This is a genomic window from Pseudomonas sp. C9-3, from assembly GCF_032392015.1.
In the GTDB taxonomy this organism is placed as follows: domain Bacteria; phylum Pseudomonadota; class Gammaproteobacteria; order Pseudomonadales; family Pseudomonadaceae; genus Pseudomonas; species Pseudomonas nitroreducens.
The window spans coordinates 5181099-5205911 of the sequence record NZ_CP135919.1 but is presented as its reverse complement, the minus strand read 5'-3'; the positions used below and the strand labels follow the sequence as shown (position 1 = coordinate 5205911).

The window sequence follows — 24813 nt, the reverse complement described above, 5'->3', positions numbered from 1 at the left end:
AGAATCATCCATGAGCGTGATAAAGGGCTAAAACACTTGGCTCCCGGCAGGCCCCTGGCGACGGCGGACTCGCACCGCACCCGCCGCAGGACCTAAACTGCGCGCCTTGAGGAGTCCGCTATCCATGAACTACCGCCATGCCTACCACGCCGGTAACCACGCCGACGTGCTGAAACACATCGTCCTTGCCCGCATCTTCGCGCTGATGGCGCGCAAGGACACGCCCTTCGCCTACCTCGACAGCCATTCCGGCATCGGCCTCTACGACCTGCTGGGTAACGAAGCCAGCCGTACCGGCGAGTGGGAGTCGGGCATCGGTCGCCTGTGGGAGCGCGATGACCTGCCGGAGCTGCTGCAGGACTACCTGGAGGTAGTCCGCGCGCTGAATCCCGATGGCGGGCTGGAGTTCTACCCCGGCTCGCCCGAGCTGGCGCGGCGCCTGACCCGCCCGCAGGACCGGGTGATGCTCAACGAGCTGCACCCGGAAGACGGCCGCCTGCTCAAGGCCAACATGGCTGGCGAGCGCCGCATCTCGGTGCATCAGGGCGACGGCTGGTTGCTGCCGCGGGCCTTCCTGCCGGTTTCCGAGAAGCGCGGGGTGCTGTTGATCGATCCGCCCTTCGAGCAGCCCGATGACCTGGAGCGCTGCGTAACCGCACTGGACGAAGCCATCGGCCGCATGCGCCAGACCGTGGTTGCCATCTGGTACCCGATCAAGGACCGCCGCCAGCTCAAGCGTTTCTACCAGCGCCTGGAAAAGAGCTCGGCGCCGAAGATGCTCCGTGTGGAATTGTGCGTGCATCCGGCCGATACAGCCGATCGCCTGAATGGCTCCGGGCTGGTCATTGCCAATCCGCCGTGGCCGCTGGATGAGGAGCTGCGCGGCCTGCTGCCCTGGCTGGCCCAGACGCTGGCGCAGAGTGAAGGCAGCAGCCAGGTGGACTGGCTGATCGCCGAATGAAAAAAAGCCCCGGCAGTGCCGGGGCTTTTTCATGGTGCGGTCGCTCGTGAGGATTCGGCGCAGGCGCTGAGCCGATCGCGGACGGAGTCGGCTCCTGCGCTGCGGGCGAGCAGGGTGCTCCGTGTAGGAGCGGGCTTGCTCGCGAACAACCCCGCTGCGAGGTCAGTTTGCGAGCAGGGGCTGGGAATCCCCCATCCGTAACAGCTGGCTTACGCCGGCAGGCAGACGCCGGTACCGCCCAGGCCACAGTAGCCGTTGGGGTTCTTGGCCAGGTACTGCTGGTGGTAGGCCTCGGCGTAGTAGAACGGCGGCACCTCGCGGATTTCCGTGGTGATCTCGCCGTAGCCCTTGGCGCTCAGTTCCTTCTGGAAGGCCGCGCGGCTGGCGTCGATGGCGGCCTTCTGCGCCTGGTCGAACCAGTAGATCACCGAGCGGTATTGGGTGCCGGTATCGTTGCCCTGGCGCATGCCCTGGGTTGGGTCGTGGGATTCCCAGAACACTTTGAGCAGCGCCTCGATGCTGGTTTCGCGCGGGTCGTAGGCCACCAGCACCACTTCGCTGTGCCCGGTCAGGCCGGAACAGACTTCGTCGTAGGTCGGGTTCGGCGTGAAGCCGCCGGCATAACCCACCGCGGTAACCCAGACGCCCGGCTGCTGCCAGAAGCGCCGCTCGGCTCCCCAGAAGCAGCCCAGGCCGACAACGATCTGCTGCACGCCGGCGGGGAAGGGCGCAGTCAGCGGGTGGCCATTGACGTAATGCGCTTCGGGCACCGGCATCGGGCTCTCGCGCCCCGGCAGGGCCTGGGCGGAGCTGGGCAGTTCCAGTTTGTGGGCAAGTATTTGCGAGCGCAGGGTCATGGCATTCGTCTCCTGTCGAATAGGGGCGGCAATAGACTCGGGTACTCGCCGAAGATTACAGCGTTTGTTTTGCTTTGCGGGAGGTTTGAGACAGCTCGTGCAAATGGCTGCGGGCACGCCGCGCCAGAGTCGTTCAATGCGGGCGGCAGGGGTAGCGCTGCAGGCTGGAGGAGAGGTCGTGGCTGGGGATGGGCTTGTCGAACAGGTAGCCCTGGCCGATGTCGCAGCGGTTGCGCCGCAGGAAGGCCAACTGGGCGGCGGTCTCCACGCCTTCGGCGACCACCTGCAGCTTGAGGTTGTGCGCCATGGCGATCACCGCGGAGGTGATCTCCATGTCGTCCTGGTTGTCCGGGATGTCCTTGATGAAGCTGCGATCGATCTTGATCACATCGATGGGAAATTTCTTCAGGTAGCTCAGCGACGAGTAACCTGTGCCGAAGTCGTCCATGGCCAGGGTCAGGCCGAGGTTCTTCAGGCGTTCCAGCTGCTGGCGAGTGTCGTCGGTGGCGTCCAGCAGCAGGCTTTCGGTGAGTTCCAGTTCCAGCTGCGAGGCCGGGATGCTCTCCTCGTGGAGGATCGCGGCGATGGAGCCGACCAGGTCCGGGTCGCTGAACTGCTTGGGTGACAGGTTGATCGCCATGTGCAGGTCGCCCAGGCCCTTGGCGGCCAGCTCGCGGACCTGGCGACAGGCCTGGCGGATCACCCATTTGCCGATGGGGATGATCAGGCCGGTTTCCTCGGCGACGCTGATGAATTGGTCCGGGCGGATCATGCCCTTCTCCGGGTGTTGCCAGCGCAGCAGGGCTTCCAGGCCGAGCAGTGCGCCGCTGCGCAGGCACAGCTTGGGCTGGTAGTGCACGGCCAGCTCGTCCTGCACCAGTGCACGGCGCAGGTTGCTTTCGACGAACAGCTTGTAGCTGGCCTCTGCGGTCATCGCTTCGGTGAAGGTCTGCACCTGGTGCTTGCCGTTGGCCTTGGCCTTGTGCAGCGCGAGGCCCGCATGCTTCATCAGTGTTTGCGGGTCCTGCCCGTGCTGCGGCGCGTAGGCGATGCCCACGGAGCCGGTGATGCTGATCAGCTGGTTGTCGACGAACAGCGGCTTGTCGAGCACGTCGAGGATCTGCGCGGCGATCTTCTCGCCACGGCCCGCGACGGATTCTTCCAGCAGCACGGCGAACTCATTGCTGGCGAAGCGCGCCAGGGTGGCGCTGTCGCTCAGGCTGCTGCGCAGGCGCCGGGCGAGGTTGGCCAGCAGTTTGTCGCCGGTCTGGTGACCGAGGCTGTCGTTGATCCGCTTGAAGTTGTCGATGTCCACCAGCAGCAGGCTCAGCGAGTGCTCGCTGCCCACCTGCAGGCGCTCTTCCAGGGCATTGATGAAGAAGTGACGGTTGGCCAGCCCGGTGAGGTTGTCACGGTAGGCGAGCTTCTCGATGTGCTGCTGAGCCAGCTTGCTCTGGGTGATGTCTTCGTAGATGCCGATGTAGTGGGTCAGCTCGCCCTTGTCGTCGTAGACCTTGGACAGCGACAGCTGGCCCCAGTAGGGCTCGAGGTTCTTGCGCCGGCTGCGGAACTCGCCCTGCCAGCTGTTCTGCGTGACCAGGGTGGAGCGTGCGTCGAACAGCAGTTCGCTGAGATTCGCCAGCGCCGGCAGCTCCGGCAGGCGGCGGCCGCGGACTTCGTCGGCGCCGTACTGGGTGATCGCGGTGAAGCTCGGGTTGACGTATTCCACCAGGCCGTCGCGGTCGATCAGCAGGAAGGCGCTGGCGCTCTGCTCGACGGCGCGCTGGAACAGGTGCAGGGCGCTGGAGACGTTGCGCCGCTCGTGGTTCATCAGGACCTGGGCGTACTGGTCGGCCAGCTCGCCGGCGAAGGCGATTTCGTCGCTCTGCCACATGCGCACTTCACCGACATGTTCCAGGCAGAGCACGCCGACCACTTCGCCACCGACGCGGATGGTGGCGTCGAGCATGGCGCTGATGCCCTGCGGGCGCAGGTAGCGCATGGCCAGCTCCTGGGTGCGCGGGTCCTGCTGGGCGTTGTGGGCGTCGATGGCGCGGCCGCTGTGAACCGCGTCGAGGTAATTGGGGAAGTGGCTGGCGTCGATGTCCTGCGGCTTTTCGTACTGATCGGTATCGCGGCGGTAGATGGTCACCGCTTCCAGACGGTGGTCCGGGTGCAGGCGCCAGATGCCGGCGCGGGCGACGTCGTAAGCCTCGCAGGCGGCCTGGGCGATCAGTTGCGCAGCTTCCAGCAGCGGGTCGCTGGACAGGTAGCGGTGCCGCGCCAGGCGCACGATAAGGTTCTGCTGGGTACGCGAGCGCACCAGGTGCTGCAGGTGTTCGTCCTGGGAGCGCTGGTACATTTCCAGCGACATCTTCAGGCGGATGTTCTGTGCTTCCAGGTCCAGTAGGCGCGGGTCCAGCTCGGTTTCGTGCTCGTCTGCCTCGGTCTGTAGCAGGTAGCCGTGGAGCAGCTGGCGGCCGTGCTGCTGGAAGGCTTCGCCGACCTCCAGCACGTTCAGCGTGCCGCGCGGCGAATGGAGCAGGTAGCGCACCCGGTAACGGCCGTCCTTGAGCAGTTGCTGCTGCACCTGCTCGTGCAGGCGATGGCGCGCTTCGGGCTCCATCAGGCTGGCGTAGGGGGCGTCGAGGATGCCGCAGAGGTCCTGGGCCGGGACGCCGATCTGGCGTTCGCAGCCGGGGTCGAGGAACAGCAGGGTCCAGCTGGGCTCGTTCAGGCGCTCGAAGCGCAGCATCCCGAGCCTCGAAGGGACGGGAAGCTGCGTGACAACCTCGGCCGCCTGACGGCTGGCGGCATCGGGATGACTCTTCATGCGCGGGAGATTTCCAGGGTGCTGGATGGGGTACTTCGCCCCACCCGACTTCTATGGGCGTTGGCAAGATTTGCATGAGGCACGGGGCCATGACAAGCCAAGACTGTATCGGCCGTCACGCAGCGAAGTTGAGCGCGGTGCGGCCGCGACGCCGAGCCGCCGGTCAGAATCGTGCGGGCAAAAAGAAGCCCCGCCATCCGGCAGGGCTGGAGAGTACGAGCGTGGCGTGCTCGTCGAGAGGAAGGGCCGGCGCGGGCCGGCCCCTTACAACACTTACAGCAGCCGCACTTACAACAGCAACGTGCGGATATCACCCAGCAGGTCGGACAGGCGCTTGGTGTAGCGCGCGGCAGCGGCCCCGTTGATCACGCGGTGATCGTAGGACAGCGACAGCGGCAGCATCAGGCGCGGCTGGAAGGCCTTGCCGTCCCACACCGGCTGCATGGTCGCCTTGCTGACACCCAGGATCGCCACTTCCGGCGCGTTGACGATCGGCGTGAAGCCGGTGCCGCCAATGTGGCCGAGGCTGGAGATGGTGAAGCAGGCGCCCTGCATGGCGTCGGCGGAGAGCTTCTTGGTGCGCGCTTTCTCCGCCAGTTCGGCGGCCTCGGCGGCCAGTTGCAGCAAGCTCTTCTGGTCGACGTTCTTGATCACCGGGACCAGCAGGCCGTCCGGCGTGTCCACGGCGAAGCCGATGTTCACGTACTTCTTGCGGATCAGCGCCTTGCCGCTGGGGGCCAGCGAGCTGTTGAAGTCCGGCATTTCCTTGAGCAGGTGGGCACAGGCCTTCAGCAGGATCGGCAGCACGGTCAGCTTGACGCCAGCCTTCTCCGCCACGGCTTTCTGGGCCACGCGGAAGGCTTCCATCTCGGTGATGTCGGCCGAGTCGAACTGGGTCACGTGCGGCACGTTCAGCCAGCTGCGATGCAGGTTGGCGGCGCCGACCTGCATCAGGCGGGTCATCGCCACTTCTTCCACTTCGCCGAACTTGCTGAAGTCGACTTCCGGGATCGGCGGGATGCCCGCGCCACCGGTAGCGCCGGCCGGAGCCGACTTGGCGCGCTGCAGTTGTTCCTTGACGAACAGCTGCACGTCTTCCTTGAGGATGCGGCCTTTCGGGCCGGTGCCTTTGACTTCGCTCAGTTCGACGCCGAACTCGCGGGCGACCATGCGCACCGCGGGGCCAGCGTGGACCTTGGCGCCGTCACGGCTGGGCGCGCCCACCGGAGCGGCTTCCGCAGCCTTGGCCGGCGCGGCAGCCGGTGCCTGAGCGGCGGCTGGAGCGGCAGCGGCCGGAGCCGGAGCAGCCGCCGGAGCTGGTTCAGCAGCAGCCGGGGCAGCAGCGCCCGCGACCTTCAGCTTGAGGATCAGGTCGCCGGTGCCGACTTCGTCACCGATCTTGATCGACACGCTCTCCACCACGCCGGCAGCCGGCGAGGGGATTTCCATGCTGGCCTTGTCCGACTCCAGGGTGATCAGCGACTGGTCGGCTTCGACCGTGTCGCCGGCTTTCACCATGACTTCGATGACGTTGGCCTTGCCGGCGGAGCCGATGTCCGGGACATGGATGTCCTGGACGCTGGCGCCAGCGGCGGGTGCGGCAGCCGGCGCCGGGGCAGCGGCCGGAGCCTCTGCCTTCGGTGCCTCGGCGGCCGGTGCCGGAGCTTCGGCCTTGGGCGCTTCGGCGGTAGCCGAACCACCCTCGACTTCCAGCTCGAGGATCTCGTCGCCTTCCTTCAGGGTGTCGCCCACCTTGACCTTCAGGCTCTTCACCACGCCAGCTTTCGGCGAGGGAATCTCCATGCTGGCCTTGTCGGATTCCAGGGTCAGCAAGCTCTGGTCGGCCTCGACGGTGTCGCCGACCTTGACCAGCAGTTCGATGACTTCACCCTGACCATTGCCGATGTCGGGTACACGAATCAGTTCGCTCATCGTGCCTCTCCTCAGCAGTCCAGCGGGTTGCGTTTTTCGGGGTTGATGCCGAACTTGGCGATGGCTTCGGCCACCACTTTGGGTTCGATATCACCGCGATCGGCCAGGGCTTCCAGCGCGGCCAGCACAACCCAGTGGCGGTCGACTTCGAAGAAGTCGCGCAGCTTGCGGCGGCTGTCGCTGCGGCCGAAGCCGTCGGTGCCCAGGACCTTGAATTCCTTGCTCGGAACCCACTGGCGGATCTGCTCGGCGTAGAGCTTCATGTAGTCGGTGGAGGCGATGACCGGGCCCTTGCGGCCGGACAGGCACTCTTCGACGTAGCTCTGCTTGGGCTTCTGACCTGGGTGCAGACGGTTCCAGCGCTCAACGGCGAGGCCGTCGCGGCGCAGTTCGTTGAAGCTCGGAACGGACCAGACGTCGGCGCCGATGCCGAAGTCTTCGCGCAGGATCTTCGCGGCGGCTTCGACTTCGCGCAGGATGGTGCCCGAACCCAGCAGCTGCACGTGATGCGCGGCGTCCTTCTTGTCCTCATCGAGCAGGTACATGCCCTTGATGATGCCTTCCTCGGCGCCCTTGGGCATGGCCGGCTGGACGTAGTTCTCGTTCATCACGGTGATGTAATAGAAGATGTCCTGCTGCTCTTCGATCATCTGGCGCGAGCCTTCGCGGATGATCACCGCCAGCTCGTAGGCGTAGGTCGGATCGTAGGTGCGGCAGTTCGGGATGGTCGCCGCCAGCAGGTGGCTGTGACCGTCTTCGTGCTGCAGGCCTTCACCGTTCAGGGTGGTACGGCCGGCGGTGCCGCCGATCAGGAAGCCGTGCGCGCGGCTGTCGCCAGCGGCCCAGGCCAGGTCGCCGATACGCTGGAAGCCGAACATCGAGTAGAAGATGTAGAACGGCAGCATCGGCTGGTTGTGCGTGGAGTACGAGGTACCCGCGGCGATCCAGCTGGACATGGCGCCGGCTTCGTTGATGCCTTCCTCGAGGATCTGACCTTTCTTGTCCTCGCGGTAGAACATCACCTGGTCCTTATCCACCGGCTCATAGAGCTGGCCGACGGAGGAGTAGATGCCCAGCTGGCGGAACATGCCTTCCATACCGAAGGTACGGGCTTCGTCCGGCACGATCGGGACGATGCGCGGGCCGAGTTCCTTGTCCTTGACCAGCTGCGAGATGATCCGCACGAAGGCCATGGTGGTGGAGATTTCGCGGTCGCCCGAGCCGTCGAGCATGGCTTTGAGGGTTTCCAGTGGGGGAACCGGGACCTGGAAGCTCTTCTCGCGGCGAACCGGCATCACGCCGCCCAGCGCGGCACGGCGGGAAGCCAGGTACTTGGCTTCGGCGCTGCCTTCCTCGGGGCGGTAGAACGGCAGGTTTTCCAGATCGGCATCCTTGATCGGGATGTCGAACTTGTCTCGGAACGACTTCAGGGACTCGACGTCGACCTTCTTGACGTTGTGCGCGATGTTCTTCGCTTCGCCGGAACCGGTGCCGTAGCCTTTGATGGTCTTGGCCAGGATGACGGTGGGCTGGCCCTTGTGGTTGACCGCCTGGTGGTAGGCCGCATAGACCTTGTAGGGGTCGTGGCCGCCACGGTTGAGTTTCCAGACTTCCTCGTCGGAGAGGTCCTTGACCATCTCCAGCAGCTCCGGACGCGCACCGAAGAAGTGCTCACGCACGTAGGCGCCGTCTTTGGCCTTGTAATTCTGGTACTCGCCGTCGATGACCTCGTCCATGCGCTGCTGCAGCAGACCGGCGGTGTCCTTGGCGAACAGCGGGTCCCAGAAGCGACCCCAGACCACTTTGTTGACGTTCCACTCGGCGCCACGGAATACGCCTTCGAGTTCCTGGATGATCTTGCCGTTGCCGCGAACCGGGCCGTCGAGGCGCTGCAGGTTGCAGTTGATGACGAAGATCAGGTTGTCCAGCTTCTCGCGGCCGGCCAGGGAGATCGCGCCCAGGGATTCGGGCTCGTCGCACTCGCCGTCGCCCATGAAGCACCAGACCTTCTGCTTGCCGGCGGGGATGAAGCCGCGGCTTTCCAGGTACTTCATGAAGCGCGCCTGGTAGATCGCCTGGATCGGGCCCAGACCCATGGACACGGTCGGGAACTGCCAGAAGTCCGGCATCAGCCAGGGGTGCGGGTAGGAAGACAGGCCGTTGCCGTCCACTTCCTGACGGAAGTTGTTCAGTTGGTCTTCGCTGATGCGGCCTTCGAGGAAGGCGCGGGCGTAAACGCCGGGGGAGGCATGGCCCTGGAAGAACACCAGGTCGCCGCCGTGTTCGTCGGTCGGGGCCTGGAAGAAGTAGTTGAAGCCAACGTCGTACAGGGTCGCCGAGGAGGCGAAGGAGGAGATGTGGCCACCCAGATCCGGGTCGTTCTTGTTGGCCTTCATCACCATCGCCAGGGCGTTCCAGCGCACCAGGGAGCGGATGCGGCGCTCCATGAACAGGTCGCCGGGCATGCGCGCTTCGTGGGTGACCGGGATGCTGTTGCGGTACGGCGTGGTGATGGCGTAGGGCAGTTGGGTGCCGGACCGGCTGGCCAGCTCGCCCATGCGGGTCATCAGGTAATGGGCGCGGTCTTCACCTTCACGGTCCAGGACCGATTCCAGGGCGTCCAGCCATTCCTGGGTTTCGACGGGATCGAGGTCTTGCATGGCTTGCTCCAGGGCGGAAAGGCTTCCAGAATCGGAAGCCAGTAGATCGTTGCCGATAGCTGCGCCAACCTCGTGGGCGACGCGGCGAATTCTTGGAAGTGCTCCGGGGGTACGCCCGGCGGGTTGTAGTTTTACTACAAATCGCCAGCGGATACATCCCTCCCCTCGAAAAAGTTAGTAGTAAAACTACAGGGGCACGAAAAGACAGGAATGCCGGCGCCTCGCCGACCACTCAGGATAGACCATGAGCCTGCCGTCCCTGGCCGCTTTGCCGGCTACTCTCAAGCCCCTCGCCGAGCGGGCTGAACAGAATTTTCGTACTGCCATCGCCGCGTTTTCCCCCGAGCAGATCGCCAGCTTCGACAGCTGGTCCGACGAGCGGCACGCCGATTTCTCCCGCGTCACCGCCGGCAGCGATTTCGTTGCCGAACAGGTCCAGCGCGATCCTGCCTTTCTATTGGAGCTGGCCGCGACCGGTGAGCTGGAGCGCGTCCTGCAGCCCGGCGAAATGGGCGCGCAGCTGGAAGCGCTGCTCGCCGATTGCGCCGACGAGGACGAACTGGGTCGCCGCCTGCGTCGCTTCCGTCGGCGCCAGCAGGTGCGCATCATCTGGCGCGACCTGAGCCGTCGCAGCGACCTGGCGGGTACCTGCCGTGATCTGTCGGACCTCGCCGACGCCTGCATCGACCAGTCCCTGGCCTGGCTCTACCAGCGCCACTGCCAGCAGTTCGGCGTGCCCATCGGCAATCGCTCGGGCCTGCCGCAGAAGATGATCGTGCTGGGCATGGGCAAGCTGGGTGCGGGCGAGCTGAACCTGTCCTCCGACATCGACCTGATCTTCGGCTACCCCGAGGGCGGCGAAACCCAGGGCGCCAAGCGGGCGCTGGATAACCAGGAGTTCTTCACCCGCCTGGGGCAGAAGCTGATCAAATCGCTGGATGCCATCACCGTCGAGGGCTTCGCCTTCCGCGTCGACATGCGCCTGCGCCCCTACGGCTCCAGCGGTCCGCTGGTACACAGCTTCGCTGCGCTGGAGCAGTACTACCAGGACCAGGGCCGCGACTGGGAACGCTACGCGATGATCAAGGCGCGCGTGGTCGGCGGCGACCAGGAAGCCGGCCAGCGCCTGCTGGAGCTGCTGCGTCCGTTCGTTTACCGGCGCTACCTGGACTTCTCCGCCATCGAGGCGCTGCGCACCATGAAGCAGCTGATCCAGCAGGAAGTCCGGCGCAAGGGCATGAGCGAGAACATCAAGCTGGGTGCCGGGGGCATCCGCGAGGTGGAGTTCATCGCCCAGGCCTTCCAGCTGATCCATGGCGGCCGTGACCTGAGCCTGCAGCAGCGGCCGCTGCTGCGCGTGCTGGCGATCCTCGAAGGGCAGGGCTACCTGCCGCCGCAGGTGGTCGCCGAGTTGCGCGAGGGCTACGAGTTCCTGCGTTACGCCGAGCACGCCCTGCAGGCCATCGCCGATCGGCAGACGCAGATGCTGCCGGAGGACGAACTCGAGCGAATCCGCGTCGCCTTCATCATGGGCTTCGCCAACTGGTCGGCGTTCCACCAGGCCACCAATCAATGGCGCGATCGCATCGACTGGCATTTCCGCCAGGTCATCGCCGATCCGGACGAGGACGAAGACGGCCAGGTCGACACCACCATCGGTGGCGAATGGATTCCGCTCTGGGAAGAGGCGGTGGACGAGGAGTCCGCCTGCCGGCAGTTCGCCGACGCCGGGTTCGCCGAGCCCGCGCAGGCCTGGAAACGCCTGACCGACTTGCGCCATGGCACGCAGGTGCGTGCCATGCAGCGTCTTGGGCGCGAGCGGTTGGATGCCTTCATGCCGCGGTTGCTGAACATGATTGCCGAGCGCGGCCCGGCGGACGTGCTGCTGGAGCGCACGCTGCCGTTGATCGAGGCGGTGGCGCGGCGCTCCGCCTATCTGGTGCTGCTCACCGAGAACCCCGGTGCACTGGAGCGCCTGCTGACCCTCTGCGCGGCCAGCCCGATGGTGGCCGAGCAGATCGCTCGCTTCCCGATCCTGCTCGATGAGCTGTTGAACGAAGGGCGCCTGTTCCGCCCGCCGCAGGCCGCTGAACTGGGCGCCGAGCTGCGCGAGCGGCTGATGCGCATCCCCGAAGACGACCTTGAGCAGCAGATGGAAACCCTGCGCCACTTCAAGCTGGCCCACGGCCTGCGCGTGGTGGCCTCGGAGATCGCCGGCACCCTGCCTTTAATGAAGGTGAGCGATTACCTGACCTGGCTGGCCGAGGCGATCCTCGAACAGGTACTCGTCCTGACCTGGGACCAACTGGTGCAGCGCCATGGCCGGCCCACTCGCGTGGATGGCACGCCGTGCGATCCGGACTTCATCATCATCGGCTACGGCAAGTCCGGTGGCCTGGAGCTGGGCCACGGTTCGGACCTGGACCTGGTATTCATCCACGACGGCGACCCTCAGAGCGAGACCGACGGCGAGAAGTCCATCGACGGCGCGCAGTTCTACACGCGCCTGGGGCAGAAAATCATCCACTTCCTCACCGCGCAGACGCCTTCGGGCATGCTCTATGAAGTGGATATGCGCCTGCGCCCGAGTGGCGCTTCCGGGCTGCTGGTCAGTTCGCTGCGCGCCTTCGAGGCCTATCAACTGGGCGAGGCCTGGACCTGGGAGCACCAGGCGCTGGTGCGCGCCCGCGTGCTCGCGGGCTGCCAGCGGGTGGCCAAGGCGTTCGAGGCGATCCGCGCGAAAGTCATCGGTCAGCGGCGCGATCTGGGCGAGTTGCGCAAGGAAGTCAGCGAGATGCGCGCCAAGATGCGCGACAACCTCGGTACCCAGAGCACCGCTGCCGGTACCGCACCGAATGCCTTCGAGGCCGCGGCCCCGTTCGATCTCAAGCAGGATGCCGGTGGTATCGTCGATATCGAATTTATGGTGCAATACGCGGCCCTGGCCTGGTCGTGGCAGCACCCGGAGCTGCTGGAGTTCACCGACAATATCCGGATTCTGGAAGCGCTGGAGCGGGTCGGCTTGATGTCCGGCGAGGATGTCCTGAAGTTACAGGACGCCTACAAGGCTTACCGGGCGGCGGCGCACCGATTGTCCCTGCAGAAGCAGCCGGGCGTGGTGAGCGGCGATCACTTCCATGCGCAGCGGCGCATGGTGATGCAGATGTGGAAGGCTTTCGAGCTGACCTGAATCGCTGCGATTTCCCCTGAAGTAGCCAGCATCCGGCGATGATGTTCGCCGGAGCGCCCCGCGCTGTCAGTTGCGTTGCGCGGGTATATAGATGTCAGGAGCGAGGCGCGTGATGCCATTGCGCCAGGTCACAGGGAGTGACGAAATCCGCCCGGCCGGCTGATCGGCTGGGCTAGACTGCCGGCATTCGATGCTCGGCACCCGACCGTGAGGGCACGCGCCACACGGCTGGATGAATGGAGTACGGGGAGGCGAGAGCCTCCCCGGTCGTTTCTGGAAAAGGCATGAGAATTCTGATCGTAGGCCCCTCCTGGGTGGGCGACATGGTGATGGCGCAGACACTCTTCCAGTGTCTGAGGCAGCGGCACCCCGACTGCGTGATCGACGTGCTGGCGCCCGACTGGAGCCGGCCGATCCTCGAGCGCATGCCCGAGGTGCGCCAGGCCCTGAGCTTCCCGCTCGGCCACGGTGTGCTGGACATCGCCTCGCGCCGCCGTATCGGCAAGACCCTCAAGGGCCAGTACGACCAGGCGATTCTCCTGCCCAACTCGCTGAAGTCGGCGCTGGTGCCGTATTTTGCCGGCATCCCCAAGCGCACCGGCTGGAAGGGCGAGATGCGCTACGGCTTGCTCAACGACATCCGCGCGCTGGATAAAGAGCGCTACCCGCTGATGATCGAGCGCTTCATGGCCCTGGCTTTCGAGCCGGGCGCGGAGCTGCCGCAGCCTTATCCACAGCCGCGCCTGGCCATCGACCCGCAGAGTCGCGAGGCCGCGCTGGCCAAGTTCGGCCTGAGCCTGGACCGCCCGGTGCTGGCGCTGTGCCCCGGCGCCGAGTTCGGCGAGGCCAAGCGCTGGCCGGCGGAGTACTACGCCAAGGTCGCCGAGGTGAAGACCCGCGCCGGCTGGCAGGTGTGGATCTTCGGCTCGAAGAATGACCACCCCGGCGGCGAAGACATCCGCATGCGCCTGATCCCCGGCCTGCGTGAAGAGTCGGTGAACCTGGCGGGCGAGACCGCCCTGTCCGAAGCCATCGACCTGATGTCCTGCGCCAGTGCCGTGGTCACCAACGATTCGGGCCTGATGCATGTGGCCGCCGCGCTGAACCGCCCGCTGGTAGCGGTCTACGGCTCCACCTCGCCGCAGTTCACGCCGCCGCTGGCCGACCAGGTGGAGATCGTTCGCCTCGGCCTGGAATGCAGCCCGTGCTTCGACCGTGTGTGCCGCTTTGGTCACTACAACTGCCTGCGCGAGCTCAAGCCGCGCCCGGTGATCGAAGCGCTGGACCGACTGGTCGCCGACCCGGTGGATGTGGATAGCGCGGAATGAGGGTGCTGCTGATCAAGACCTCGTCCCTGGGCGATGTCATCCATACCCTGCCGGCGTTGACCGACGCCGCCCGCGCCATTCCCGGCATCCAGTTCGACTGGGTGGTGGAAGAGGGTTTCGCCGAGATTCCCGCCTGGCACCCGGCCGTGGCCCAGGTGATCCCGGTGGCGATCCGCCGCTGGCGCAAGAATCTCTGGCAGACCATCAAGAGCGGCGAGTGGAGCCGCTTCAAGCGCCGCCTGAAGGAAGTCGACTACGACCTGGTGATCGACGCCCAGGGCCTGCTCAAGAGCGCCTGGTTGACCCGCTACGCTCGCCGTCGCACGCCGATCGCCGGGCTGGACAAGGAGTCCGCGCGCGAGCCGGCTGCCAGCCGCTTCTATAACCGCACCTATCCGGTCGCCTGGGGCCAGCATGCCGTCGAGCGCGTGCGCCAGTTGTTCGCCCAGGCGCTGGATTACCCGCTACCCACTGGCACCGGCGATTACGGCCTGGATCGCAATCGCCTGCTGGATGCGGTGGAGACCGAGCCGTACCTGGTCTTCCTCCACGGCACCACCTGGGTGACCAAGCACTGGCCCGAGGTCTACTGGCGCGAACTGGCCCAGCGCATGGGCGAGCGTGGCTGGAAGGTTCGCCTGCCCTGGGGCAACGAGGTCGAGCGGCAACGCGCCGAGCGGCTGGCCGAGGGCTTGGAAAACGCCTCGGTGCTCCCCAGATTATCCCTCGCAGGCATGGCCAAGGTGCTGGCCGGCGCTTCCGCCTGCGTGGCGGTCGACACCGGTCTCGGACACCTGGCCGCCGCGCTGGACGTGCCGACGCTGTCGCTGTTCGGCCCAACCAATCCCGGTCTGACCGGCGCCTACGGGCGCTCGCAGGTGCACCTGGGCAGCGACTGGCCCTCGTGTGCGCCCTGCCTGCAGAAGACCTGCACCTACCAGCCGACGGCCGAAGACAAGCGCCAGTTCGACCTGCGGCATGAACAGCCTCTGTGCTTCACGCGCCTGAACCCCCAGCGCGTGGCGACCCAGCTGGAGGCACTGCTGCTGGCCCCGGAGACGCTTCGATGACCCTGGCTTTCGTCCTCTACAAATATTTCCCGTTCGGCGGGCTGCAGCGCGACTTCATGCGCATCGCCCTGGAGTGCCAGAAGCGCGGCCACTCCATCCGTGTCTACACGCCGATCTGGGAAGGCGAGGTGCCGCCCGGCTTCGACGTGCGCGTGGCACCGGTGAAGTCGCTGTTCAACCATCGCCGCAACGAGAAGTTCAGCGCCTGGCTGGCCGCGGACCTCGCGCGCTCGCCGGTAGATCGGGTGATCGGCTTCAACAAGATGCCGGGCCTGGATGTGTACTACGCCGCCGACGGCTGCTTCGAGGACAAGGCGCAGACCCTGCGCAATTCCTTCTACCGCCGCTGGGGTCGCTACAAGCATTTCGCCGACTACGAGCGCGCGGTGTTCGCGCCGGAATCGAAGACCGAGATCCTGATGATCTCCGAGGTGCAGCAGCCGCTGTTCATCAAGCATTACCGAACCCCGGAGGCGCGCTTCCACCTGTTGCCGCCGGGCATCGCCCAGGACCGCCGCGCTCCGGCCAATGCCGCCGAAATCCGCGCCGAGTTCCGCCGCGAATTCAAGCTGGCCGAGGATGACCTGCTGCTGGTGCAGATCGGTTCCGGCTTCAAGACCAAGGGCCTGGACCGCAGCCTCAAGGCGCTGGCCGCGTTGCCGCGCTCGCTGCGCAAGCGCACCCGCCTGATCGCCATCGGCCAGGACGATCCCAAGCCGTTCCTGTTGCAGGTGAAGGCGCTGGGCCTGTCGGACAATGTGCAGATTCTCAAGGGGCGCAGTGATATCCCGCGCTTCCTGCTCGGCGCTGACCTGCTGATCCACCCGGCGTACAACGAGAACACCGGTACCGTGCTGCTCGAAGCGCTGGTCGCTGGCTTGCCGGTGCTGGTCACCGATGTCTGCGGCTACGCCCATTACATCGACGAAGCGAAAGCCGGCCGTGTGGTGCCGTCGCCCTTCGAGCAGGAGCGGCTGAACACCATGCTCCAGGAGATGCTGGAAGACGACACCACGCGCGCCGACTGGTCGCGCAACGGCCTGGCCTTCGCCGACACCGCCGATCTCTACAGCATGCCGCAGCATGCGGCAGACGTGATCCTGCGGGGGCATGCATGAACGCTTTGGCTCTCGCAGGAGCGAGCTTGCTCGTGAAAGTTTTTCCGGCAAGCTGCCGTGCCCTGCGGGTTCGCGAGCAAGCTCGCTCCTACAAAGGGCGTCGCCATGAAGCTTGAGTTGCACGAGCCCTTCAAGACCCTCTGGGCCGGCAAGGACCCGTTCGTCGAAGTCGAGCGCCTGCAGGGCAAGGTCTACCGGGAACTGGAAGGCCGCCGCACGTTGCGCACCGAAGTCGACGGGCGCGGTTTCTTCGTCAAGATCCACCGCGGCATCGGCTGGGGCGAGATCGTCAAGAACCTGTTCAGCGCCAAGCTTCCGGTGCTCGGTGCAGGCCAGGAGCAGCGCGCCCTGGAGCGTCTGCACCAGGCCGGCGTGGCAACCATGACCTCGGTGGCCTACGGCGAGCGCGGCGGTAATCCGGCCAGCCAGCATTCCTTCATCGTCACCGAGGAACTGGCGCCGACCACCGACCTGGAAGTCTTCTCCCTCGACTGGCTGCAGACGCCGCCCGAGCCGCGGCTCAAGCGCGCGCTGATCGCCGAGGTGGCGAAGATGATCGGCACCATGCACCGCGCCGGGGTCAACCACCGTGACTGCTACATCTGCCACTTCCTGCTGCACACCGACCGCCCGATCAGTGCCGACGACCTGCGCCTGTCGGTGATCGACCTGCACCGCGCCCAGACCCGCAGTGCCACGCCGCGCCGCTGGCGCAACAAGGACCTGGCCGCGCTGTACTTCTCGGCGCTGGACATCGGCCTTACGCGTCGCGACAAATTGCGCTTCCTGCGCGGTTACTTCCAGCGGCCGCTGCGTGACATCCTCCGCGAGGAAGCTGCGCTGCTGGCGTGGATGGAGCGCAAGGCGGCCAAGCTCTACGACCGCAAACAACGTTACGGAGACCTGCTCTGATGGCCGGCTGGGTACTCGAAGCCGACTACCAGCACCTCGCCGCCGATTTCGGCAGCCTGGATGCCGTGTTCGCCCTCGAAGGGGAGCGCATCACCAAGGACGCGATGTCCGATGTCGTGCGCGTGGAGCGCGATGGCGTGCGCTACTACGTCAAGCGCTACCGCAAGCCGGGCAAGGGCTTTCGCCGCTTCCTGCCGCGCCCCCGGGTGAAGGCCGAGTGGCAGAACCTCAAGCAGTTTGCCAAGTGGGGTATCCCCACGGCGAAGGTAGTGGCCTACGGCCTGGAGCGCGAGCACGGTGGCTTTTCCCGTGGTGCGATAATCACACGCGAATTGCTCGGCACCGAGGACCTGCAGGCGCTGGCCAAGCAGAGGGATCCGCGCCTGAAGGACCGAGCCTGGGTCGACCACGTCATGCAGCAACTGGCGCGCTACACGCGGACCATGCATGACCACCACTTCACCCACAACGACCTGAAGTGGCGCAATATCCTGGTCGATGGTGAAGGCACGGTGTATTTCATCGACTGCCCGATCGGCGACTTCTGGATCGGTTTCATGCTGCGCTACCGGATCACCAAGGACCTGGCGACGCTCGACAAGGTCGCCAAGCGCCAGTTGTCCGCCACCCAGCGCCTGCGCTTCTATCTCCTGTACCGTCGGCGCGAGCGCCTGAATGCGTCGGACAAGAAGCGCATTCGCCACATCGTTCATTTCTTCGAGGGACGCGAGTGAAGGACTTCATCGCCAGCGACGACCAGGACCTGCTGGAAAGTAATGCCCTGGCCGATTTCGATGCCCTGTGGGACCTGGAACTGGTGGCCGTCGACGAGCCCAACACCGAGCGTGGGGGCTGGAGCAGCGTCTATCGCCTGGAGCTGGACGGCACCGCCTACTACCTCAAGCGCCAGAGCAACCACCTGACCCGCAGCCTGAAGCGCCCGCTGGGCGAGCCCACCTTCAGCCGCGAGTTCCGCAATATCCAGCGCTACCACCAGCTCGGCATTCCCTCGATGCAGGCGGCCTTTTTCGGCGCGCGGCAGGTCGGCGGCGAGCGACGGGCGATCCTCATGACCCGTGCCCTGGATGGCTGGCGTGATCTGGACAGTCTGCTGCAAGGCTGGTCGAACCTGCCTGCCGAGCGCCGCCAGGCAGTCCTGCGTGCCTGTGGCATGCTCGCCCGGCGCCTGCATGAGGCCGGGCAGATGCACGGCTGCTTCTATCCCAAGCACATCTTCCTGCGCGAGACCGACGACGCCTTCGAGGCGACCCTGATCGACCTGGAGAAGACCCGCCCGCTGTGGTTCGGCCAGCGCGACCGCGTCCGCGACCTGGAGCCGCTGCTGCGCCGCGCGCCGGACTGGAACGAGGCCGACGTACGCAACCTGCTGGCGGCTTATCTGGGTACTGCCTCGGGTGGCCCGGAGGTCGACGACTGGTATCGCCGCCTGGGCGCCCGCCGCAAGAAGAAGGAAAACCGCGCATGAGGCTGTCCGCCCTGCGCGATGCCGGCCGCGCTCCGGCGCTACCGCTGCGCATCGAACTGGAAGACGGCGCCGGCCCGGCCGAGTTGCGCCTGGACAGACTGTTGCGGGTACTGCCCGGGCAGCGCTACGTCGGTGCGGCCAATTGGCGCGGCCGCCCGGTGTTGGCCAAGTTGCTGGTCGGCAGCAAGGCTGCGCGCCATTTCCAGCGTGAGCGAGATGGCGTGCGCCTGCTCGCCGAGCAGGGCCTGACCACGCCGCAACTGCTGGCCGATGGCCTGAAGGACGGCGAGGGCGGCTGGTTGCTCTTCGAGTTCCTCGACAACGCCCAGAGCCTCTGGGATGCCTGGCGCGCCGTGGAGGGCGAGCCACTGCTGTCCGATGGCCAGACCGCCGTCATTGCCGAGGCGCTGACGGCCATCGCCCAGCTGCATGCCAAGGGCCTGTGGCAGGAAGACCTGCACCTGGACAACCTGCTGCGCCACGCCGGCAAGCTCTACCTCATCGATGGCGCCGGCATCCGCGCGGAAACTCCTGGTCAGCCGCTGTCACGCAAGCATGTGCTGGAAAACCTCGGGGTGTTCTTCGCCCAGTTGCCGGCCAGTCTCGATCCTTTTCTCGAAGAGCTGCTGATCCACTACCTGCTGGCCAATGGCGAGCACGCGTTGCCACTGGAGGCCTTGCAGAAGGAAATCGCCAGGGTGCGCCGCTGGCGCGTGGGCGACCTGATGAAGAAGATCGCCCGCGATTGCAGCCTGTTCAGCGTCTTCAAGGGGCCGTTCGGCCTGCGCGCGGTGCGCCGCGAGGAAGAGTCGGGCCTGCAGCCGTTGCTGGCCGATCCCGACGCCTTCATCGGCAAAGGGCATATCTACAAGACCGGCGGTGCCGCCACGGTTGCCCGAGTCGAGCTCGACGGCCGGCCATTGGTCATCAAGCGTTACAACATCAAGAACCTGCTGCACTGGTTCAAGCGCTTCTGGCGCCCGAGCCGCGCCTGGGCCTCCTGGCGCGAAGGCAATCGCCTGGACTTCCTCGGTATCGCCACGCCCAAACCCCTGGCGGTGATCGAGCGGCGCTGGCTGTGGCTGCGCGGGCCGGCCTTCCTGATTACCGATTACCTGGCGGGTCAGGATATAATCGCCCGTTTCAAACCCTACCTGGATCAACCGGAGGGGGGCGGCCTGCCGCCGGAAGCAGACCTTGCAGCCCTGGACAGACTGTTCGCGGCGCTGGTGCGCGAGCGCATCAGCCACGGCGACCTGAAGGGGCACAACCTGTTCTGGCAGGAGCAGGGCGAAGGCGGGCAGTGGTCATTGATCGACCTGGATGCCATGCAGCGCCACTCGCGAGAAGCGAGCTTCGCCCGCGCCTATGCCCGCGACCGTGCGCGCTTCCTGCGCAACTGGCCAGAGGGCAGCGCACTGCACCAGCTGCTCGACGAACGTTTACCGCGGGTGCCTGGCACCCGCCCAGATGAAAGAGGCTAGACCCTGTGGCATTGACCATCCTCGGCCTGTCCGGCGCCGTAAGCCATGACCCTTCCGCCGCCCTGTACATCGACGGCAAGCTGGTCGCGGCCGTCGAAGAAGAGCGCTTCGTCCGCGACAAGCACGCGAAGAACCGCATGCCCTACGAGTCGGCCAAGTTCTGCCTGGAACAGGCCGGGATCAAGCCGTCGGACGTTGACGTGGTGGCCATTCCCTTCGCCCCCATCAGCATCTTCGACAAGGCCCGCTGGCACTACGCCAAGCGCTACGCCTACGCGCCGGACCGTGCGCTGGACGCCATCCTGCTCGGCAACCGCCGCTACCACCGCTACTACAAGCGCATCCAGTGGTGCCTGCAGCAGCTGGGCTTCGACCTGAAGAAGGTCAAGATCCAGCCGGTCGAGCACCACCTGGCCCACGCCTCCAGCGCCTACCACTGCTCGGGCTTCAAGGAGAAGACGGCGATCCTCGGGATCGACGGCAAGGGCGAGTACGCCACCACCTTCTTCGGCTACGGCGAGAACGGCAAGATCCACAAGATCAAGGAGTTCTACGATCCGGACTCCCTGGGCGGCCTGTACGGCGCGCTGACCGAATACCTCGGCTTCGACATGCTCGACGGCGAGTTCAAGGTCATGGGCATGGCGCCCTACGGCGATGCCAGCAAGTACGATTTCTCCCGTCTTGCCAAGTTCGAGAACGGCGAGCTGATCATCAACACCGATTACGCCAACGTCATCGGCTTCCGTCGCTACAAGGAAAAGGGCAAGGGCTACTACTTCTCGCCCAAGCTGATCGAGTGGCTCGGCCCGAAACGTGAAGGCGACATCGCCGACGACCCCTATATCCATTACGCCGCTAGCATCCAGGCGCTGTTCGAGAAGCTGGCGCTGGAGATGATGGATTACTACCTGGGCGACATCATCCGCGAGACCGGCAAGATCGCCTTCGCCGGCGGCTGCGCGCTGAACGTCAAGCTCAACCAGAAGATCATCGCCCGTCCCGAGGTCAAGGAGCTGTACGTGCAGCCCGCGGCCAGCGACGCCGGTACCGCGGTTGGCGCGGCGGCCTATGTCTCCTGGGAGCGTGGCGTGCCGGTCGAGAAGATGGAGCACGTCTACCTCGGCCCGGAATACAGCAACGAAGACGTCATCGCCGCCTGCGCTCGCCACGAGGCCAAGCCGCAATGGCGCAAGATCGACAACGTGCCCGAGCACATCGCCAAGGTGCTGGTCGAGGGCAATCCGGTGGCCTGGTTCCAGGGTCGCCTGGAGTTCGGCCCGCGCGCCCTGGGCGGTCGCTCGATCATCGGTTGCCCAAGCATCGCCGGCGTCGCCGACCGCATCAACGCGCAGATCAAGTTCCGCGAGCGCTGGAGGCCCTTCTGCCCGTCGATGCTGGATACCGTCGGCCCGCAGATGTTCAAGATCGACCATCCGGCGCCCTTCATGACCTTCACTTTCGAAGTCAACGAAGAGTGGAAGACCCGCGTGCCGGAAGTCGTCCATGAAGACGGCACCTCCCGCGCCCAGGTCCTCAAGCGCGAGTTCAACCCGCGCTACTACGACATGATGAAGGAGCTGGAGAAGCTCACCGGCAACGGCGTGGCACTCAACACCTCGCTGAACCGTCGTGGCGAGCCGATGGTCTGCTCGCCGACCGACGCGCTGAACATGTTCTACGGCTCGGACCTGCAATACCTGATCATGCAGGACATCCTGGTGGTCAAGGACGGCGTGCAGTGACGACCGGAGCGCCCGCATGCGTGTTCTGATCATCAACCGACAGGAGCGCGCACGCTCGCTGGATACCCTCTATGAAGGCCTGATCGCACTGAACCCCGGTTCGCGCATGATCAAGCTGAGCAAGGAGGAAATCCGCGACCTGCCGCGTACCCTCGCCAACCTGGATACCTCCGGTTTCGAGCGAGTGCTCTTCGACATCCCCTTGCGCCGCGCCGCGCACGCCTTCGACAGCGTGCGCGCCTTGCCGGGGCTGGTGTACTACGAAGAGGACGCGTACCAGGAGTTCATGGGCGAGAGCAAGTTCTACGGCAAGTTCCTGCGCTTCTTCCATTCGCTCAAGGGCGCGCCGGTGATCTACACCAGCGAATCGGTGCGCAGCTATTTCGCCCAGCAGGGCGTCAATGCGCACTTCGTCGCCAAGGCCTTCGATGACCGTCAACTGAAGGACCTCGGGCAACCGCGCGACATCGACCTGGCCTTCGTCGGCCGGGTGAAGAGCAAGGTCTATGGCCGTCGCAAGGAGCTGCTCGATCGTGTCGCCGAGCTGACCCCGCTGCAGCTGCTGCGTACCGAGAATCCCGACGAGTACCTGGGCGTGCTCAACCGCATCCGCTGCTTCCTCAGCGCGGACATCGGCTTCAACGAGTACATGGCAAAGAACTTCGAGGCCATGGCGTGTGGTTGCGTGCTGGTCGCCAAGCGCCAGCCCACCGAGGATGCTCTGCTCGGCCTGGTCGACATGCACAACGTGGTGCATTACGACACGCTCGAGGAGCTGATGGAGAAGTACCGGCAACTGCTGGCCGATCCGCAGCAGGCCCAGGCCATCGCCCGCGCCGGGCATGACCTGGTGTTCGAACGGCATCGCCTGAGTCAGCGCGCCGAGGAGTTCTCCCGAGTCCTCGCGCTGCCCCATCCGAATCCCCAAGGAATCAGCCGGCCGGGTCTCCTCCGCCGGCTCGGGTCGCTGTTCTCCCGCGCCTGATGCGGGAGCCGCGGCCCCGCAATAGCAGGGTCTGAGCATGAAAATCACGATCTTCGGAAGCGGTTACGTCGGTCTGGTGACCGGTGCCTGCCTGGCAGACGCCGGCCACCAGGTGGTCTGCGTCGATACCAACAGCGAGCGCACGCAGATGCTGTGCCGGGGCGAAATCCCGATCTTCGAGCCGGGGCTGGACGTCATGGTCCGCAACAACCTGGCGGCAGGGCGCATCAGCTTTACCGAGGATGCCGCCGAGGCCATCGCCTTCGGCACGCTGCTGTTCATCGCAGTGGGCACGCCGCCGGACGAGAACGGCTCCGCCGACCTCACCTACGTACTCAACGTGGCGCGCACCATTGGCCAGCACATTGATGGCTACAAGGTGGTGGTGAACAAGTCCACTGTACCCGTTGGCACCGCCGACAAGGTCCGCGCCGCCGTGCTCGACGAGCAGGGCAAGCGCGGCTGCGACTTCCGTTTCGATGTCTGCTCCAACCCCGAATTCCTCAAGGAAGGCGCGGCGATCGAGGACTTCACCCGTGGCGCGCGCATCGTCGTCGGCACCGATTCGGAAGAAGTGCGTACGCTCATGCGTGAGTGCTACGCGCCTTACAACCGCAACCACGACAAACTGTTCTTCATGGGCGTACGCGCCTCCGAGCTGACCAAGTACGCCGCCAATGCGATGCTGGCGACCAAGATCAGCTTCATGAACGAGATCGCCAACATCGCCGAGCGCGTGGGTGCCGATGTGGAGCAGGTGCGCCTGGGGATCGGTTCCGATCCGCGCATCGGCTACCACTTCATCTACCCCGGCTGCGGCTATGGCGGCTCGTGCTTCCCCAAGGACGTGCAGGCCCTGGAACGCACCGCTGGCGAGATCGGCTACGACGCCGAGCTGCTGCGGGCGGTAGAACGGGTCAACGACCGGCAGAAGCATGTGCTTCTGCGCAAGCTGCTGCAGGCCTTCGATGGCGAGCTCTCGGGGCTGACCGTGGGCATCTGGGGCCTGGCCTTCAAGCCCAATACCGATGACATCCGTGAGGCGCCCAGTCGTGTGCTGATGGAAGCCCTGTGGGAGCGCGGTGCCCGCGTGCGTGCCTACGATCCGGTGGCATCTCACGAGATCGCCCGGGTCTACGGCGAGCGTGCCGACCTGGAACTGGTCGGCAGCCGTGAAGCTGTGCTGGAAGGCGCGGATGTGCTGGTGATCTGCACCGAGTGGAAGGAGTTCCGCGCGGTGGACTTCGCCTGGCTGGCCAAGACCCTGCGACGCCCGGTGATCGTCGATGGGCGCAACCTCTACAACCCCGACGAAGTGCGCGCCGCCGGGCTGCTCTACTACGCAGTTGGGCGCGGTGATTCGCTGGAGAAGGACGTCTGATGGGGCGTCGCTCGGAGGGTTCGAAGCTCGCCCGCAAGGTCCGCAAGTACCGTACCCGCCTGCAGCGTAAATGCCTGCTGCTCAAGTACGCCCTGGCCAACCGCTTCGGCACGAAGAAGGTGTTGGGCGAGGGCGGCCCCGTCGTTTCGCTGACCAGCTACTCGACGCGGCTGCGCAAGGTACACATCACCCTGGAATCCATCGCCGCTGGCAGCCTGCTGCCGTCGCGGCTGATCCTCTGGGTTGACGAGGAAAAGACCCTGGCCGACCTCCCGGCGCCGCTGCGGCGCTTGCAGGCACGCGGCCTGGAAGTAAAGCGCTGCAATAATTATGGGCCGCACAAGAAGTACTTTCCCTACGTCCAGGGTGAGAGAATCGGCGCGCCGCTGGTGACCGCGGACGATGACGTGCTCTATCCCGACGGCTGGCTGGCTGGCCTGCAGGCGGCCCATGAGCAGACCCCGCAGCAGGTGGTGTGCTACATGGCCAAGCGCATCGGTATCGAGGCCGGTGTTATCCAGCCCTACCACGGCTGGGTCACCCAGCTGGGCAAGGCGCCCAGCGTGGGCAACTTCGCCATCGGGGTTTCTGGCGTGCTTTATCCGGCGGCCTTGCAGGAAGTGCTCAAGCGTGAGGGCGAGGCGTTTATGCAGATCACGCCCAAGGCCGATGATATCTGGCTGCACTGGCATGCCCTGCGTGCGGGCGTTGCGGTGCGACAGATTTCCGACAGCGACGAGCATTTTCTCAGCGTGCCGGGCACTCAGGACATCGCCCTGTACAGCCAGAACCTCAAGCAGGGCGGCAACGATCAGGTCATCGCAAAGCTGTACACGGCGGACGATATCGCCACGATGTTAAAGGACTGAAG

Annotated in this window: 17 protein-coding genes; 13 read left to right on the top strand and 4 right to left on the bottom strand. The window is 65.5% G+C overall.

Annotation, left to right across the window (positions count from 1 at the left end; genetic code table 11):
- Positions 1–124: 124 nt before the first annotated feature.
- Complete coding sequence (locus RS899_RS23895; RefSeq protein ID WP_064979541.1) at positions 125–961, top strand: 23S rRNA (adenine(2030)-N(6))-methyltransferase RlmJ; 837 nt, start codon at positions 125–127, stop codon at positions 959–961.
- A 209-nt stretch (positions 962–1170) separates the two neighbouring features.
- On the opposite strand, the gene msrA is transcribed toward RS899_RS23895, so the two are convergent.
- The 4 genes from msrA to aceE form a co-directional block, all read right to left on the bottom strand.
- A complete protein-coding gene (gene msrA, locus RS899_RS23890; RefSeq protein WP_024764124.1) occupies positions 1171–1818 on the bottom strand; it encodes a peptide-methionine (S)-S-oxide reductase MsrA in 648 nt (215 codons plus the stop codon).
- A 133-nt stretch (positions 1819–1951) separates the two neighbouring features.
- The gene (locus RS899_RS23885) at positions 1952–4651 is read right to left on the bottom strand and encodes a putative bifunctional diguanylate cyclase/phosphodiesterase (RefSeq protein ID WP_064979542.1); all 2700 of its coding nucleotides are present in this window, start codon (positions 4649–4651) and stop codon (positions 1952–1954) included.
- 288 nt (positions 4652–4939) lie between these two features.
- Positions 4940–6583: a dihydrolipoyllysine-residue acetyltransferase gene (gene aceF, locus RS899_RS23880; RefSeq protein ID WP_315808222.1), complete on the bottom strand. Its 1644-nt coding sequence runs from the start codon at positions 6581–6583 to the stop codon at positions 4940–4942.
- Between the two features lie 11 nt (positions 6584–6594).
- A complete protein-coding gene (aceE, locus tag RS899_RS23875; protein ID WP_045216080.1) occupies positions 6595–9243 on the bottom strand; it encodes a pyruvate dehydrogenase (acetyl-transferring), homodimeric type in 2649 nt (882 codons plus the stop codon).
- Between the two features lie 244 nt (positions 9244–9487).
- On the opposite strand from aceE, the gene glnE reads away from it, so the two are divergent.
- From glnE to RS899_RS23815, 12 genes are all read left to right on the top strand, one after another.
- Positions 9488–12433 (top strand): bifunctional [glutamate--ammonia ligase]-adenylyl-L-tyrosine phosphorylase/[glutamate--ammonia-ligase] adenylyltransferase, encoded by a 2946-nt coding sequence (gene glnE, locus RS899_RS23870; protein ID WP_315808221.1) that lies wholly within the window; start codon positions 9488–9490, stop codon positions 12431–12433.
- Positions 12434–12717: 284 nt separating this feature from the next.
- Positions 12718–13761 (top strand): lipopolysaccharide heptosyltransferase II, encoded by a 1044-nt coding sequence (waaF, locus tag RS899_RS23865; protein ID WP_233297389.1) that lies wholly within the window; start codon positions 12718–12720, stop codon positions 13759–13761.
- The gene (gene waaC / locus RS899_RS23860) at positions 13758–14831 is read left to right on the top strand and encodes a lipopolysaccharide heptosyltransferase I (RefSeq protein ID WP_315808220.1); all 1074 of its coding nucleotides are present in this window, start codon (positions 13758–13760) and stop codon (positions 14829–14831) included. The genes waaF and waaC overlap by 4 nt, the downstream gene beginning before the upstream one ends.
- Entirely contained in the window at positions 14828–15949 is a 1122-nt protein-coding gene (locus tag RS899_RS23855; RefSeq protein ID WP_315808219.1) for a glycosyltransferase family 4 protein, read from the top strand. Before waaC ends, RS899_RS23855 begins: the two co-directional genes overlap by 4 nt.
- Positions 15950–16054: 105 nt before the next feature.
- Positions 16055–16861 (top strand): lipopolysaccharide core heptose(I) kinase RfaP, encoded by an 807-nt coding sequence (gene rfaP / locus RS899_RS23850; protein ID WP_315808218.1) that lies wholly within the window; start codon positions 16055–16057, stop codon positions 16859–16861.
- Positions 16861–17595, top strand: coding sequence for a lipopolysaccharide kinase InaA family protein (locus RS899_RS23845; protein ID WP_170858851.1), 735 nt, complete (start codon positions 16861–16863; stop codon positions 17593–17595). Before rfaP ends, RS899_RS23845 begins: the two co-directional genes overlap by 1 nt.
- The gene (locus RS899_RS23840; RefSeq protein WP_054909989.1) at positions 17592–18347 is read left to right on the top strand and encodes a lipopolysaccharide kinase InaA family protein; all 756 of its coding nucleotides are present in this window, start codon (positions 17592–17594) and stop codon (positions 18345–18347) included. Before RS899_RS23845 ends, RS899_RS23840 begins: the two co-directional genes overlap by 4 nt.
- The gene (locus tag RS899_RS23835) at positions 18344–19831 is read left to right on the top strand and encodes a lipopolysaccharide kinase InaA family protein (protein WP_315808217.1); all 1488 of its coding nucleotides are present in this window, start codon (positions 18344–18346) and stop codon (positions 19829–19831) included. Before RS899_RS23840 ends, RS899_RS23835 begins: the two co-directional genes overlap by 4 nt.
- A 5-nt stretch (positions 19832–19836) precedes the next feature.
- On the top strand, positions 19837–21576 hold the full coding sequence (locus tag RS899_RS23830) for a carbamoyltransferase family protein (protein WP_233297384.1): 1740 nt from the start codon (positions 19837–19839) through the stop codon (positions 21574–21576).
- A gap of 16 nt (positions 21577–21592) precedes the next feature.
- On the top strand, positions 21593–22561 hold the full coding sequence (locus tag RS899_RS23825) for a glycosyltransferase (RefSeq protein WP_170858855.1): 969 nt from the start codon (positions 21593–21595) through the stop codon (positions 22559–22561).
- Between the two features lie 37 nt (positions 22562–22598).
- Positions 22599–23942: a UDP-glucose dehydrogenase family protein gene (locus RS899_RS23820; RefSeq protein WP_170858856.1), complete on the top strand. Its 1344-nt coding sequence runs from the start codon at positions 22599–22601 to the stop codon at positions 23940–23942.
- Positions 23942–24811 carry a hypothetical protein gene (locus RS899_RS23815; RefSeq protein WP_315808216.1) on the top strand — a complete coding sequence of 290 codons (870 nt, stop codon included), beginning with the start codon at positions 23942–23944 and terminating at the stop codon, positions 24809–24811. The genes RS899_RS23820 and RS899_RS23815 overlap by 1 nt, the downstream gene beginning before the upstream one ends.
- Positions 24812–24813: the final 2 nt, after the last annotated feature.